The sequence below is a fragment of the Streptomyces sp. NPDC107517 genome, from assembly GCF_055582645.1.
The window spans coordinates 168,741-182,371 of the sequence record NZ_JBVJPM010000007.1; the positions used below are offsets into that span (position 1 = coordinate 168,741).

Below are 13,631 nucleotides of genomic sequence, written 5' to 3' on the forward strand. Positions count from 1 at the left end.
AATTGCCTCACAGAAATCTGACGCAGCATCAGAAAGTGTCTTCCCTCGTGCGGAGGAGTGCGGCATTCTGCGCCCATGCAGACGGAGCTGAGCAAGAAACTGGGGATCGAGCACGCCATCTTCGGCTTCACCCCCTTCCCGGCGGTGGCCGCCGCCATCAGCAGGGCCGGGGGGTTCGGTGTGCTCGGCGCGGTCCGCTACACCGCACCCGACGACCTGGCCCGCGACCTCGACTGGATGGAGGAACACGTCGACGGCGCGCCCTACGGGCTCGACGTCGTGATGCCGGCGAAGAAGGTCGAGGGCCCGAACCACCAGAAACTGACCGAGGCCGACGTCGAGGCGATGATCCCCGAAGGACACCGCCAGTTCGTGAGAGACACCCTCGCCAAGCACGGCGTGCCCGAGCTCGCCGAGGGCGAGGCGTCGGGCTGGCGCATCACCGGCTGGATGGAGCAGGTCGCCCGCAGCCAGCTCGACGTCGCCTTCGACTACCCGATCAAACTCCTTGCCAACGCGCTCGGTTCACCGCCCGCCGACGTCATCCGGCGCGCCCACGACCAGAACGTCCTCGTGGCCGCTCTCGCGGGCAGCGCCCGGCACGCCCGCAAACACGCGGACGCCGGCATCGACATCGTCGTCGCGCAGGGCTACGAGGCAGGCGGGCACACCGGCGAGATCGCCTCCATGGTGCTCACGCCCGAAGCGGTCGACGCCGTGGCCCCGCTGCCCGTCCTCGCGGCCGGCGGCATCGGCAGCGGGGAACAGATCGCGGCGGCCCTCGCCCTCGGCGCCCAGGGAGTCTGGCTCGGCTCCCTCTGGCTCACCACCACCGAGGCCGACCTCCACTCCCGCGCACTCACCGCCAAACTCCTCGCGGCCGGCTCCGGCGACACCGTCCGCTCCCGCGCCCTGACCGGCAAGCCCGCGCGCCAGCTCCGCACGGAGTGGACCGACGCCTGGGACGACCCGTCGGGTCCCGGCACCCTGCCCATGCCGCTGCAGGGGCTGCTCGTCGCCGAGGCCGTCTCCCGTATCCAGAAGTACGAGGTCGATCCGCTGCTCGGCACGCCCGTCGGGCAGATCGTCGGCCGGATGACGAGCGAACGCGCCGTCCAGGCCGTGTTCGACGACCTCACGCGCGGTTTCGAGCGCGCCGTGGACCGCATCAACCGCATCGCAGGAAGGAGCGGCCAGTCGTGAGCACCGGCCCCACCCCCAACAGCGCGCCCCCCAATGGATTCTGGGCCCAGGCCACCGCGGATCCCGGCCGTACCGTCCTCGTCGCACCCGACGGGGAGGAGTGGACCGCCGGCCGGCTGCACGCCGACGTCAACAAGCTCGTGCACGGTCTGCGGGCCGCCGGGCTCGAACGAGGCGACGCGTTCGCCGTCGTCCTGCCCAACGGAGTCGAGTTCTTCACCGCGTACCTCGCCGCCTCCCAGGCCGGCTTCTACCTCGTCCCGGTCAACCACCATCTGGTCGGCCCCGAGATCGCCTGGATCGTCGCCGACTCCGGAGCGAAGGTCCTCATCGCCCACGAGCGGTTCGCCGAACAGGCCGTGGCCGCCGCCGACGAGGCCGCGCTCCCCGCAGGGCAGCGGTACGCGGTCGGAACCGTCGACGGCTTCCGCCCCTACGCCCGACTCCTCGACGGGCAGCCCGAGTCGGTGCCGGACGACCGCACTCTCGGCTGGGTCATGAACTACACCTCGGGCACCACGGGCCGCCCCCGCGGCATCCGCCGCCCCCTGCCCGGCAAGCTCCCCGAGGAGACCTACCTCGGCGGCTTCCTCGGCATCTTCGGCATCAAGCCGTTCGACGACAACGTCCACCTGGTCTGCTCGCCGCTCTACCACACCGCCGTGCTCCAGTTCGCGGGCGCGTCCCTGCACATCGGACACACCCTCGTCCTGATGGACAAGTGGACCCCCGAGGACATGCTGCGCCTCATCGACACCTTCAAGTGCACACACACGCACATGGTGCCGACCCAGTTCCACCGGCTGCTCGCCCTGCCCGACAGTGTCAGGAGCGCCTACGACGTGTCGGCGATGCGGCACGCCATCCACGGCGCCGCGCCCTGCCCCGACCACGTCAAACGCGCGATGATCGACTGGTGGGGCCACAGCGTCGAGGAGTACTACGCGGCCAGTGAGGGCGGCGGCGCCTTCGCGACCGCCGAGGACTGGCTGAAGAAGCCGGGCACGGTCGGCAAGGCCTGGCCCATCAGCGAACTCGCCGTGTTCGACGACGACGGCAACCGGCTGCCGCCCGGTGAACTCGGCACCGTCTACATGAAGATGAGCACCGGCGGATTCTCGTACCACAAGGACGAGACCAAGACGAAGAAGAACCGCATCGGCGACTTCTTCACCGTCGGCGACCTCGGCATTCTCGACGAGGACGGGTATCTCTTCCTGCGCGACCGCAAGATCGACATGATCATCTCGGGCGGCGTCAACATCTACCCCGCCGAGATCGAGTCCGCGCTCCTCACCCACCCGGCCATCGCCGACGCCGCGGCGTTCGGGATCCCCAACGACGACTGGGGCGAGGAGGTCAAGGCGGTCGTCGAACCCGCGGAGGGGCACACCGCCACAGACGCGCTCGCCGCCGAGATCCTCGCCCACTGCGAGCGCCAACTCGCGGGCTACAAGCGGCCGAAGAGCGTCGACTTCATCGAGACGATGCCGCGCGACCCGAACGGCAAGCTCTACAAGCGCCGTCTGCGCGACCCCTATTGGGAGGGCCGCACCCGCGCGATGTGACCCACGCGGACAAGCGACGGAGGAGCGGCCCGGGGCATTTCCCCGAGCCGCTCCCGTCGTTCAGCCGTGCACCCGCACCACCTTCAGCGCCGGTGACGTCAGGATGTCCTTCTCACAGAAGCGCGACGTCACCCACTCGCCGTCCGAGAACAGGTGCGTCTGGTCGCTGTAGTGCGGCGAGTTCGGGTTCGAGGACTGGGAGTACGTCAGCAGGGTGCGGGCCACCGGGCAGCCGCCGCCGGTCCAGCCGACGGCCTGGATGTAGCTCGACCCGTGGACGACCTCCGTGTAGCCGCCCGCCTTCGCGTCCCACACCGTCTCGACCTTGTTCCACACGCCGAGTGACTCCGTGCCGCCGTGGACGGGGACGCGCTTGCCGCCGCGTACGACGAACTGGTGGGCGCCGAGCGGGTCGTCCAGAGTGATCCCGGCCGACCGCAGCTCGCCCACCGCGTCGGCGAGTGCCGTCGCGAAGCCCGGCGCCTGCGTGTTCAGCGTGTTCGGCGTGCGCACCGGGTCGGCGGCCGAGAACGGCACCTTCCACAGCTTGTCGTTCGGCACGGCCGCCGTGAGCTTGCGCCAGAACCGGTCGAAGAGCAGCGCTCCCCGGCTCGACGTGCGCATCGTGTGATCCCATTTCTCGAGCACATCGCAGGCCTGGCTCACGTCAACCACCGTGCCGTCTCTGCCTGTTGCCGTGCCGCCCGGCAGCGCCGAGCACGCGCGCGCCGTGTCCGCAGCCGCCAGATCCGCCGCGGGCACCCGGTCGGCGAACTGCTGCCGCTGGAGGTCGCCGACGGTCAGGCCGCCGCGCCCCGCCATCGCCGACACGTCCGCGACGCCCCCGCGCGTCCGCATCGACCGCTGCGTGCCCACCGTCCCGAAGACCCGCTCGTACCCCGTCAGCGGCCGGTCGGCGTTGGCCAGCCAGGCGCTGTCGTTCGAGTTCTCCACATAGGGCGCGTCCTTGAGGACCGGCATCCTGGACGGTCCGAAGATGCCCGGTTGCACGGCGTCCTTGTCGGAACCGAGCTTGCAGTCGCCGCGCGAGCCGTCCAGGACCGCGACACCGGACGCCGGATACGTCACCTTGCCGAGCGGCGTCGAGCAGCGCGCGGCCAGGTCGTCGGTGATCCGGGGCAGCACCTGCGCCTGCGCGAACAGCGAGTGCCCGGAGGCGTCGGCGGCGATCGTGTTCACCCAGGGAAGCCCCTGCGTACGCTGCAGCGAGCGCAGCACGTCGTCCGTGGAGCGCGCCTTGCTGAACCCGAGTCCCGTGTCCGAGGCGCGCAGGTTCAGGGCGTTCGGGTCGTTGAGTGCGTACGCCGTCGTGGCCGTCCAGGGCAGCGGCAGCGACGCGCCGAGCGAGTTCACGATCGGCCCGTACCGTGTCCACCACTGGGTGCGGGTGACCGGCGCACCGTCCTTCACCGCGACGCTCACGGTCCGCTTCGTCATCCGCTCCGGCGTGCCGTCGACGAGGTACGCGGTCGGGTCGGCCGGGTCCAGCGTCAGCTGGTGGAGGTTGAGCGTGACCCCCGTCGCGACGGTGTGGCTCCATGCGATACGGGAGTTGTGGCCGATCGAGATTGTCGTCGAGCCGAGGAGCGAGCCGCCGGAGACGTTCAGAACGCCGGGAATCGTCTGCTGCGACTGCCAGAAGCGACGGCCGCCCTGCCACGGGTAGTGCGGGTTGCCGAGGAGCAGACCGCGGCCGTTCGCCGTGGTGGCACCGCTGAACGCGACAGCGTTGGACCCCATGTCGGCGTCCTCGTTCGAGAACAGCTTCTTGGCCGCCGCGGCTGTCGCGGCCTTGTCCGGCGCAGGGGCTCCCGCGGACGGCGGCTGCGCGTCGGCGCCGCCCGGTGGTTGCGCGGTCGGTGGCTGCGCGGCCGTGATGCCGTCCACGCCGCGGCCCTGACCGCCGAGCACGGCGAGTGCGAAGCCGTGCGCCGCGACGTCGAGGGTCGTCACCGGGCGCACCCAGTCGGCTCCCTTGCAGGCGGGGTCGGTGATCCTGTTCTGCTTCAGCCACGCGTTGTACCCGGCGGCGAAGCCCCGCATCGTCTCCTTCACCTCTCGGCTCGGGCCCGCGGGCGCCGGCTCGGCGAGGAGCTTGTCCACGGTGCCCGCCTCACGGACACCCCGGAAGTAGAGGTCGCTGGAGACGTTCTTCGTGGCGGACGACAGGGAACCGTCGGGGGCCGCGTCGGGCCCGAAGTAACGGGAGCGCTCGCCGCGCACGGTGACGAATCCGTCGGCGAGCGCGCACACCTGGTCGGCCGCCTGAGCCCACCCAGTACCGAAGCCGAGCCCCGCGTAGTCCTTGGCGACGATATGCGGAATGCCGTACTCGGTGTAGCGGATCGTGGCGGACAGGCCGTCGTCGTGCGGGTGGTGCTCGGGCCGGCCGTGGCCGCCGGCGGCCGCCGACGGGAGTGAGGCCGTGGTGCTCAGCGCGGTCAACAGGGCGAAACCGATGACCGCGAGACGTCTCGGGCGGGTGCGCATCGTGCCTCCCAACTGCAGTGAGGGAAGGGGCGGTTGAGCGTACCAACGGGTATGCCCGCGCGAGCAGGATCCGGAGCGGCCTTCCCGCGTCGCGTGTCGGTTGCCTTGATTTCATGTCGGCCGGGGCACAGGATCGCGCCATGACGGGTGTCCGGAATGAACAAGACGTACGCGCCAGCACGGTCGACGGGACGCTGCGCCGCAGCGCACGACGCACCCCCGAACGCGTCGCCGTCCGCTACGGCCCACGCGCGTGGACGTACGCCGAACTCGACGCGGCCGTCTCGCGCGCGGCCGGCGTGCTGAGCGGCCTCGGCCTCGGACGGGGGGACCGCGTCGGCGCCTACGGACACAACTCGGACGCCTACCTGATCGGCTTCCTGGCCTGTTCGCGCGCCGGGCTCGTGCACGTGCCGGTCAACCAGAACCTCACAGGAGACGACCTCTCCTACATCGTCGGCCAGTCGGGCTGCGCGCTCGTACTGACCGACCCCGACCTGGCGGACCGGCTCCCCGCGGGTGTGCGCACCCTGGCGCTGCGCGACGCGGACGACTCCCTGCTCGCCCGGATCCCGTCCGCCGAGCCGTACGACGGACCGCAGCCGGACGCGGACGACCTGGTGCAACTCCTGTACACCTCCGGCACGACCGCGCTGCCCAAGGGCGCGATGATGTCGCACCGGGCGCTCGTCCACGAGTACGTCAGCGCGGTCCACGCCCTCGGCCTCGCGGAGACGGACCGGCCCGTCCACTCCCTGCCGCTCTACCACTCGGCGCAGATGCACGTCTTCCTGCTGCCGTACCTCGCCGTCGGCGCGCAGAACACGATCCTCGACGCGCCGGACGCGGCGAAGATCTTCGACCTCGTCGAGGCGGGTGACGCCGACAGTCTCTTCGCGCCGCCCACCGTCTGGATCGGCCTCGCGCAGCACCCGGACTTCGCGACCCGGGACCTGAGCGGCCTGCGCAAGGCCTTCTACGGCGCGTCGATCATGCCGGTGCCGGTCCTGGAACGGCTCCGCGCGCATCTGCCCGGACTCGCCTTCTACAACTGCTTCGGTCAGAGCGAGATCGGGCCCCTCGCCACCGTCCTCGGACCCGACGAGCACGAGGGCCGCATGGACTCCTGCGGGCGGCCCGTCCTGTTCGTCGAAGCACGGGTCGTCGACGAGGACGGCAAGGAGGTGCCCGACGGCACCGCCGGTGAAGTGGTCTACCGCTCACCGCAGTTGTGCGACGGCTACTGGGACAAGCCGCAGGAGACAGAGGCGGCCTTCCGCGACGGCTGGTTCCGCTCGGGGGACCTCGCGGTGCGCGACGGCGAGGGCTACTTCACCGTTGTCGACCGTGTGAAGGACGTCATCAACTCCGGTGGTGTGCTCGTCGCCTCACGTCAGGTCGAGGACGCGCTCTACACCCACCCGCAGGTGGCCGAGACCGCCGTCATCGGACTGCCCGACGAACGCTGGATCGAGGCCGTCACGGCCGTCGTCGTCCGCGGCGGCGAGGTCACCGAGACGGAACTCATCGACCACGCACGCGAGAAGCTCGCCCACTTCAAGGCGCCCAAGCGGGTCGTCTTCGTGGACGAACTCCCGCGCAACGCCAGCGGCAAGATCCTCAAGCGGGAGCTGCGGGACCGGTTCAGTACGACGGACTGAGCCCGCCGGAAATTGACGCGCGGGCCCGGCCGGGGGGCTGTTACGGTCCGGGCATGAAGCGACGCGCTGCTGTCAGGACGACGACGCCGGAGAGTGTCCCGGCGCGCTGACAGCTGTGTTTGTCCGAAGCCCCGGGGCGAGTGCCCCGGGGCTTCGCCATGGGACCACTCGCCCGACGACCGCGAGGGATCCCGAAATGAACCAGCAGAAGCCGGGCCGGCAGATGCACGAGCAGCAGATGCAAGGCCCGCAGAAGCACGAGCAGCAGATGCAGGGCCAGCAGAAGCACGAGCAACAGGACCAGGACCAGGACCCGCAGAGGCACGAGCAGCGCAATCAGGAACACCCGCGGTACGAGCGCCCGCAGCACGAGCGGCCCAAGCACGACCACCGCAAGCTCGGTCGTGAGCTCGGCCTCTTCGACACCGACCCGCTGATCGGCGCGGGCCTGCCCTACTGGCTGCCCGACGGCGCGGCTGTGCGGCACACCCTGGAGGAGTACATCCGCGCCGCTGAGCGGCGGGCCGGCTACCGGCACGTGTATTCGCCGGTCCTCGGCAAGCGCGAGCTGTACGAGATCTCGGGGCACTGGTCGCACTACAGCGACGACATGTTTCCCCCGATGGACCTGGGCGGCGAGCAGGTCGTCCTGCGGCCCAGCCTCTGTCCCCACCACGCAGTGATCTACCGTTCCCGCTCCCACAGCTACCGCGAACTGCCTCTGCGCATGGCGGAGTTGGGCGGCATGTACCGCTCCGAGCTGTCGGGCGTGCTCGGCGGCCTGACCCGCGTACGGGCCATCCAGCTCAACGACGCGCACATCTTCTGCACCCTCGACCAGGTGGCCGGCGAGGCGCTGTCGGCCCTGGAGATGATCCGCAGGGCCTACGAGGCGCTGGGCGTCACCCCGGCGCGCTACCGGCTCTCGCTGCCGGGGCCGGGCGGCAAGTACGTCGCCGCCCCGGAGATGTGGCAGCGCTCCGCCGCGGTGCTCACCGAGGTCCTCGACCGGTCGGGTCTTCCGTACGAGGCGGCCGAGGGCGAGGCCGCGTTCTACGGGCCCAAGATCGACGTCCAGGTCGCCGACGGTGCGGGGCGCGAGTCGACCCTCTCCACCGTCCAGGTCGACTTCCATCAGCCCGAGCGTTTCGATCTGCACTACATCGGCCCGGACGGGGCGAAACACCGTCCGGTGATGGTCCACCGCAGCATCATCGGCAGCGTGGAACGGGCCGTCGCGCACCTCATCGAGGAGCACGGCGGCGCCTTCCCGGCGTGGCTCGCCCCCACCCAGGTGGCGATCCTGCCGATCTCGGACGCCGAGCTGCCGCACGCCGACGCTCTCGCGCGCCGGTGCGCCGAGCTCGGGCTGCGGGCCGAGGTCGCGGGCCCCGAGCACGGCACCCTGGGCGCCCGCGTCCGGGAGGCCCGGCTCGTGCCGTACCAGGCGGTCATCGGTGCGAGAGAGGCGGCGGACAGCCGGGTCGCGCTGCGCCTGCGCGACGGCCGCCGCCCCGCACCGCTGCCCGCCGAGGAGGTGCTCGCCAGGATCGGGGCAGTCGTCGACGGGTACGCGCACGACCTGTGGGACGACGCGAGCTGACGAAGGCGGTACGGCGGGGGTGGCGTGTCGGCCCCCGCCGTACCGCTTACGCTTCCCGCCCCCGCAGGTCCACAATTCGCTTGATCTTGCCCACCGACCGCTCCAGCGTCTCGGGGTCCACGACCTCCACGGTCACCGAGACGCCGATGTCGTCCTTCACGCCGGTCGCGATGGCGCGGGCCGCCGCGTCGCGCTCGGAAGCGGTCGCGTACGCGCGGGCCTCCGCGCGTACCGTCAGGGCGTCCATGCGCCCCTCGCGGGTCAGCCGGAGCTGGAAGTGCGGGGCGACGCCCGGCGTGCGCAGGACGATCTCCTCGACCTGGGTGGGGAAGAGGTTCACGCCGCGCAGGATCACCATGTCGTCGCTGCGGCCCGTCACCTTCTCCATGCGGCGGAAGGAGGGGCGGGCCGTGCCGGGCAGGAGCCGGGTCAGGTCGCGTGTCCGGTAGCGGATCACGGGCATGGCCTCCTTGGTGAGCGAGGTGAACACCAGCTCGCCCTGCTCACCGTCCGGCAGGACCTCGCCGGTGATCGGGTCGACGACCTCCGGATAGAACTGGTCCTCCCAGATGTGGAGCCCGTCCTTCGTCTCGACGCACTCCTGGGCGACGCCCGGTCCCATCACCTCCGACAGGCCGTAGATGTCTACGGCGTCGATGGCGAAGCGCTCCTCGATCTCGCGGCGCATCTCCTCGGTCCACGGTTCGGCGCCGAAGACCCCGACCTTGAGGGATGTGCTGCGCGGGTCGACGCCCTGGCGCTCGAACTCGTCGAGGATCGTCAGCATGTACGAGGGGGTGACCATGATGACCTCGGGGCGGAAGTCCTGGATCAGCCGCACCTGGCGGGCGGTCATGCCGCCGGACGCGGGAATGACCGTGCAGCCGAGCCGCTCGGCGCCGTAGTGCGCGCCGAGGCCGCCCGTGAACAGGCCGTATCCGTACGCGACGTGGATCTTGTGGCCGGGCCGGGCGCCCGCCGCGCGCAGGGAGCGCGCCACCATGTCGGCCCACATGGAGAGGTCGTTCTCCGTGTAGCCGACGACGGTGGGCAGGCCCGTGGTCCCGCTGGACGCGTGCAGCCGGCGCACATCCGTCTCCGGCACGGCGAACATCCCGAAGGGGTAGTTGTCCCGCAGGTCGGTCTTCGTGGTGAACGGGAAGCGGGACAGGTCGGCGAGCGAGCGGCAGTCGTCGGGATGCACGCCCGCCTTGTCGAAGGACGCGCGGTAGAACGGCACCCGCTCGTACACGCGGCGCAGTGTCTCCCTCAGCCGCTCCAGCTGCTGTGCGTGCAGCTGCTCGGGGCCGAGCTGTTCCCCTGCGTCCAGCAGTTCTGTCATCGTCGACCGCACTCCCGAGCCCGGAGGGCCGACCGTCCACCCGGATCCATATAATGGGCGAATCGGCCGACCGATCATTCGGTTGATCCGTTCAGGGTCAGTAATTCAAGGGGCGGGGGCAGGCGTCAAGGGGCGGGACGGACTCAATCGCCGCCGGATGGTCTCAGGAGCCCCCGGCGGCCCCGTGGACGTAGGGAGTCGTGGTGCTCAGAGCCGTGAAGCCGAGACGCTCCAGGATCGGGCGGCTCATGCTGGAGGCGTCGACCTGGAGGTAGCGGTAGCCACGCTCGGCGGCGATGCGGGTACGGAACGCGACGAGGCTGCGGTAGATCCCGCGCCCGCGCCACTCGGCGACCGTGCCGCCGCCCCACAGGCTCGCGAAGTCCGTCCCCGGGTGCGTCTCCATGCGGGCCGCGCTCACCGGCACGTCCCCGGCCAGCGCGAGCACCGCGGGCGCGGCGTCCGGGTCCTCGGCGAGCCGGGCGAGGAGCAGGTGCCGGGTGGGGCCGAGACTCCTGCCGAAGGCCTTGTCGTGCACCTGCGACATGAGGTCGACGCCCGTCTCGTCGGTGACGGGGAGCAGTCGGATTCCTTCGGGGGGTGGGACGTCCGTCGGCAGCGCCGCGACCTCGGCGACCAGCAGGGTCTCCACGGGCTCGGGGACGAAGCCGGCGGCCGTGAGTCGCTGGGGAAGGTCGTGCGGCAGGTCGTGCCCGTACACCTTCCACTCGAATTCGCGTCCGAGCTCGGTGAAATGTCGTACCTGGGCGGCGATCGCCGCGTCCGCCGAGCTCTCGTCGAGGTCCGACCACACGACACCGTTCCAGGAGCTGCCCTCGGCGCCGGTCTGCCGCACCACGCCGTCCACCCGCTCGACCCGCGCGCCGGGGCCGTCGGGCTTGGCGTCCCGCCTCATCTGCCGGTCGAACCGGGACAACACCGCTTGGTGATCCATGCGGCCACTCCAGCACCGGCGCGCCGGGGCGGCAAACGGTTTGTGCCCCGGTACGCGGATGCGCCGTGTCAGGAACGCTTGCCCTGTCCGTTGCGACCGTCGTCGTGTCCCGTCACGAGGCGTCCGCCGCCACCGCCCGCGCCCACCGGTAGTCCGCCTTGCCGCTGGGTGAGCGCTGGATGCGGTCGGTCAGGACGAGCTGGCGGGGGATCTTGTAGCCCGCGAGGCGGGTGCGGCAGTGGGTCTGGATGTCGTCGAGCGAGGGCGGCGCCGCGCCGTCGCGCAGTTGGACCACCGCGGCGACGTGATTGCCCCACTTGGCGTCGGGCACTCCGGCCACCAGTGCGTCGTACACGTCCGGATGGGACTTGAGGGCCTGCTCGACCTCCTCCGGATACACCTTCTCGCCGCCCGTGTTGATGCACTGCGAGCCGCGCCCGAGGACGGTGACGACGCCCTCCTCGTCGACCGTCGCCATGTCCCCGAGCAGCACCCACCGCTCGGCGCCCTTCTGGAAGAACGTCTCGGCCGTTTTCGCGGGGTCGTTGTAGTAGCCGAGCGGGACGTGCCCGCGCTGGGCGATGCGGCCCGGCTCTCCGGGAGCGATCGGCTCGTACGTCGCCGGATCGACCACCTGTGTACGGGAGTTGACCCGCAGGCGGAAGCCCTTCTCCGGGCCGGAGTCGTCCGTCGCCGTGCCGTTGAAGCCGGACTCGGAGGAGCCGAAGTTGTTCAGGAGCATCACGTTCGGGACGAGCGCCTGGAACTGCGCGCGCACCGTCTCCGACATGATCGCGCCCGACGACGAGACGCTGAACATCGACGAGCAGTCCGTCCCCTTCATGGGTCCGTTCAGCGCGTCGATCAGGGGCCGCAGCATCGCGTCCCCGACGAGCGACATGCTCGTCACCTTCTCCTTCTCGATGGTGCGCAGCACCTCCTCGGGCACGAACTTCGTGTGGATGACGATGCGTTGACCGAAGTTGAAGCCGATGAAGGCGGTGAGGGTCGAGGTGCCGTGCATCAGGGGAGGGGTGGGGAAGAAGGTGATCCCGTCGCCGCCGGCGGCGACGCGCTCGGACAGCTCCTGCGGCGTGCTGACCGGCTCACCCGTCGGCGCGCCGCCGCCGAGCCCCGCGAAGAACAGGTCCTCCTGGCGCCACATCACGCCCTTGGGCATGCCGGTCGTGCCGCCCGTGTAGATGATGAAGAGGTCGTCGGCCGAGCGGGGCCCGAAGCCGCGCTCCGGCGAGCCCGCGGCCTCCGCCTCCGTGAAGTCCACGGCCTTGACGGGCGGCGCGCCGGTCGGCGCGGTCCCCACGCGCACGAGGTGGCGCAGCTTCTCCGTCTGTGGGACAGCGGCCGCGACGCGTTCGGTGAACTCGGCGTCGAAGACGAGCGCCGCGAGGTCCGCGTCACGGTAGAGGTAGACCAGCTCCTCTGCCACGTAACGGTAGTTGACGTTGACGGGCACGATCCGCGCCTTGAGGCAGGCGAGCACCGTCTGGAGGTACTCGATGCCGTTGTAGAGGTGCAGGCCCAGGTGTTCGCCGGGGCGGATACCGCTGTCGATCAGGTGGTGCGCGAGGCGGTTGGCCGCCGCGTCGAGTCCGGCGTACGTGAGCCGGCGCTCCGCGCCCGTGCCGGGATGGTCGATGTGCACGAGCGCCTCGCGGTCGGGGACCACGTCCACGACCGACTCGAACAGGTCGGCAAGGTTGTACTCCACCGCTCCTCCTGACCCAGGCGCCTTCTCGATGTGGCCGTCATCTCAGCAGAGCCGCAGGGAACAGGGAAGGGTCCCCGCACAAGAAATCTGACTGACTGTCAGAAAACTCTTGAACTGGCCACCCGCCTACTGCAACCTGTTCTCGCATCCGAGACGTACGCGGCATCCGAGACGCATCCGAGACGGGAGCACGGCCATGGGTGGCACGGAACACGACGCGGGACACGGGACGGGGCACGGGACGGAACACCTCGCGGTGCGGCGCGAAGGCGCCACCCTGGTCCTCACGCTCAACAGGCCCGAGGCCAAGAACGCGCTCTCCCTGCCGATGCTCGTCGGTCTCTACGACGGATGGGTCGCCGCGGACGAGGACGACTCGATCCGGTCGGTCGTCCTGACCGGCGCGGGCGGCACCTTCTGCGCCGGCATGGACCTCAAGGCCCTCGCCGGGAAGGGGATGGAGGGCGAGCACTACCGGGACCGCCTCAAGGCCGACCCCGATCTGCACTGGAAGGCGATGCTGCGCCACCACCGGCCCCGTAAACCCGTGATCGCCGCCGTCGAGGGCTACTGCGTGGCCGGCGGCACGGAGATTCTCCAGGGCACCGACATCCGCGTCGCCGCCGAGAGCGCGACCTTCGGACTCTCCGAGGTCAAGCGGGCCCTCTTCCCGATCGGCGGCTCCACCGTGCGGCTGCAGCGTCAGATCCCCCGCACCCACGCCCTGGAGATGCTGCTGACCGGCAGGCACTACAGCGCGGCCGAGGCCCTCTCCATCGGGCTGATCGGCAGCGTCGTCCCGGCCGGCACCGCGCTCGACAAGGCCCTGGAGATCGCCGAGCAGGTCAACGCTTGCGGCCCGCTCGCGGTGGAGGCGGTGAAGGCCTCGGTGTACGAGACCGCCGAGATGACCGAGACCGACGGCCTCAAGTCCGAACTGGAGCGCGGCTGGCCGATCTTCGCCACCGAGGACGCGAAGGAGGGCCCCAGGGCCTTCGCCGAGAAGCGTCCCGCCGTCTACCGGCGCGCGTGAAGCCCTCCGACCGTCAAGGAGTCATG

9 protein-coding genes are annotated in these 13,631 nt (G+C 70.7%); 5 read left to right on the top strand and 4 right to left on the bottom strand.

Annotation, left to right across the window (positions count from 1 at the left end):
- Window positions 1-75: 75 nt before the first annotated feature.
- Window positions 76-1,203: a nitronate monooxygenase gene (locus tag ACZ67T_RS18725; RefSeq protein WP_469985254.1), complete on the top strand. Its 1,128-nt coding sequence runs from the start codon at window positions 76-78 to the stop codon at window positions 1,201-1,203.
- A complete protein-coding gene (locus tag ACZ67T_RS18730; protein ID WP_469985256.1) occupies window positions 1,200-2,771 on the top strand; it encodes an acyl-CoA synthetase in 1,572 nt (523 codons plus the stop codon). The genes ACZ67T_RS18725 and ACZ67T_RS18730 overlap by 4 nt, the downstream gene beginning before the upstream one ends.
- 60 nt (window positions 2,772-2,831) lie before the next feature.
- Here ACZ67T_RS18730 and ACZ67T_RS18735 read toward each other — a convergent pair whose 3' ends face one another.
- Entirely contained in the window at window positions 2,832-5,282 is a 2,451-nt protein-coding gene (locus tag ACZ67T_RS18735; RefSeq protein WP_469985257.1) for a penicillin acylase family protein, read from the bottom strand.
- A 140-nt stretch (window positions 5,283-5,422) separates the two neighbouring features.
- On the opposite strand from ACZ67T_RS18735, the gene ACZ67T_RS18740 reads away from it, so the two are divergent.
- Window positions 5,423-6,943 (top strand): acyl-CoA synthetase, encoded by a 1,521-nt coding sequence (locus ACZ67T_RS18740; protein WP_469985259.1) that lies wholly within the window; start codon window positions 5,423-5,425, stop codon window positions 6,941-6,943.
- A gap of 196 nt (window positions 6,944-7,139) precedes the next feature.
- Window positions 7,140-8,546 (top strand): threonine--tRNA ligase, encoded by a 1,407-nt coding sequence (gene thrS / locus ACZ67T_RS18745; RefSeq protein ID WP_469985261.1) that lies wholly within the window; start codon window positions 7,140-7,142, stop codon window positions 8,544-8,546.
- Between the two features lie 46 nt (window positions 8,547-8,592).
- On the opposite strand, the gene paaK is transcribed toward thrS, so the two are convergent.
- The 3 genes from paaK to ACZ67T_RS18760 form a co-directional block, all read right to left on the bottom strand.
- A complete protein-coding gene (paaK, locus tag ACZ67T_RS18750; RefSeq protein ID WP_469985263.1) occupies window positions 8,593-9,888 on the bottom strand; it encodes a phenylacetate--CoA ligase PaaK in 1,296 nt (431 codons plus the stop codon).
- Between the two features lie 163 nt (window positions 9,889-10,051).
- Window positions 10,052-10,843, bottom strand: a complete 792-nt coding sequence (locus ACZ67T_RS18755) for a GNAT family N-acetyltransferase (RefSeq protein WP_469985264.1) — start codon at window positions 10,841-10,843, stop codon at window positions 10,052-10,054.
- Window positions 10,844-10,955: 112 nt separating this feature from the next.
- Entirely contained in the window at window positions 10,956-12,572 is a 1,617-nt protein-coding gene (locus tag ACZ67T_RS18760; RefSeq protein ID WP_469985266.1) for an acyl-CoA synthetase, read from the bottom strand.
- Between the two features lie 196 nt (window positions 12,573-12,768).
- Between ACZ67T_RS18760 and ACZ67T_RS18765 the strand changes: the two genes are divergently transcribed.
- The gene (locus ACZ67T_RS18765) at window positions 12,769-13,605 is read left to right on the top strand and encodes a crotonase/enoyl-CoA hydratase family protein (protein WP_469985268.1); all 837 of its coding nucleotides are present in this window, start codon (window positions 12,769-12,771) and stop codon (window positions 13,603-13,605) included.
- Window positions 13,606-13,631: the final 26 nt, after the last annotated feature.

Bases quoted from the DNA above. Each gene is read 5' to 3' on its own strand.
- ACZ67T_RS18735 (WP_469985257.1), bottom strand. From the start codon at position 5,282: ATGCGCACCCGCCCGAGACGTCTCGCGGTCATCGGTTTCGCCCTGTTG.
- ACZ67T_RS18765 (WP_469985268.1), top strand. From the start codon at position 12,769: ATGGGTGGCACGGAACACGACGCGGGACACGGGACGGGGCACGGGACG.
- ACZ67T_RS18725 (WP_469985254.1), top strand. From the start codon at position 76: ATGCAGACGGAGCTGAGCAAGAAACTGGGGATCGAGCACGCCATCTTC.
- paaK (WP_469985263.1), bottom strand. From the start codon at position 9,888: ATGACAGAACTGCTGGACGCAGGGGAACAGCTCGGCCCCGAGCAGCTG.
- thrS (WP_469985261.1), top strand. From the start codon at position 7,140: ATGAACCAGCAGAAGCCGGGCCGGCAGATGCACGAGCAGCAGATGCAA.
- ACZ67T_RS18740 (WP_469985259.1), top strand. From the start codon at position 5,423: ATGACGGGTGTCCGGAATGAACAAGACGTACGCGCCAGCACGGTCGAC.
- ACZ67T_RS18755 (WP_469985264.1), bottom strand. From the start codon at position 10,843: ATGGATCACCAAGCGGTGTTGTCCCGGTTCGACCGGCAGATGAGGCGG.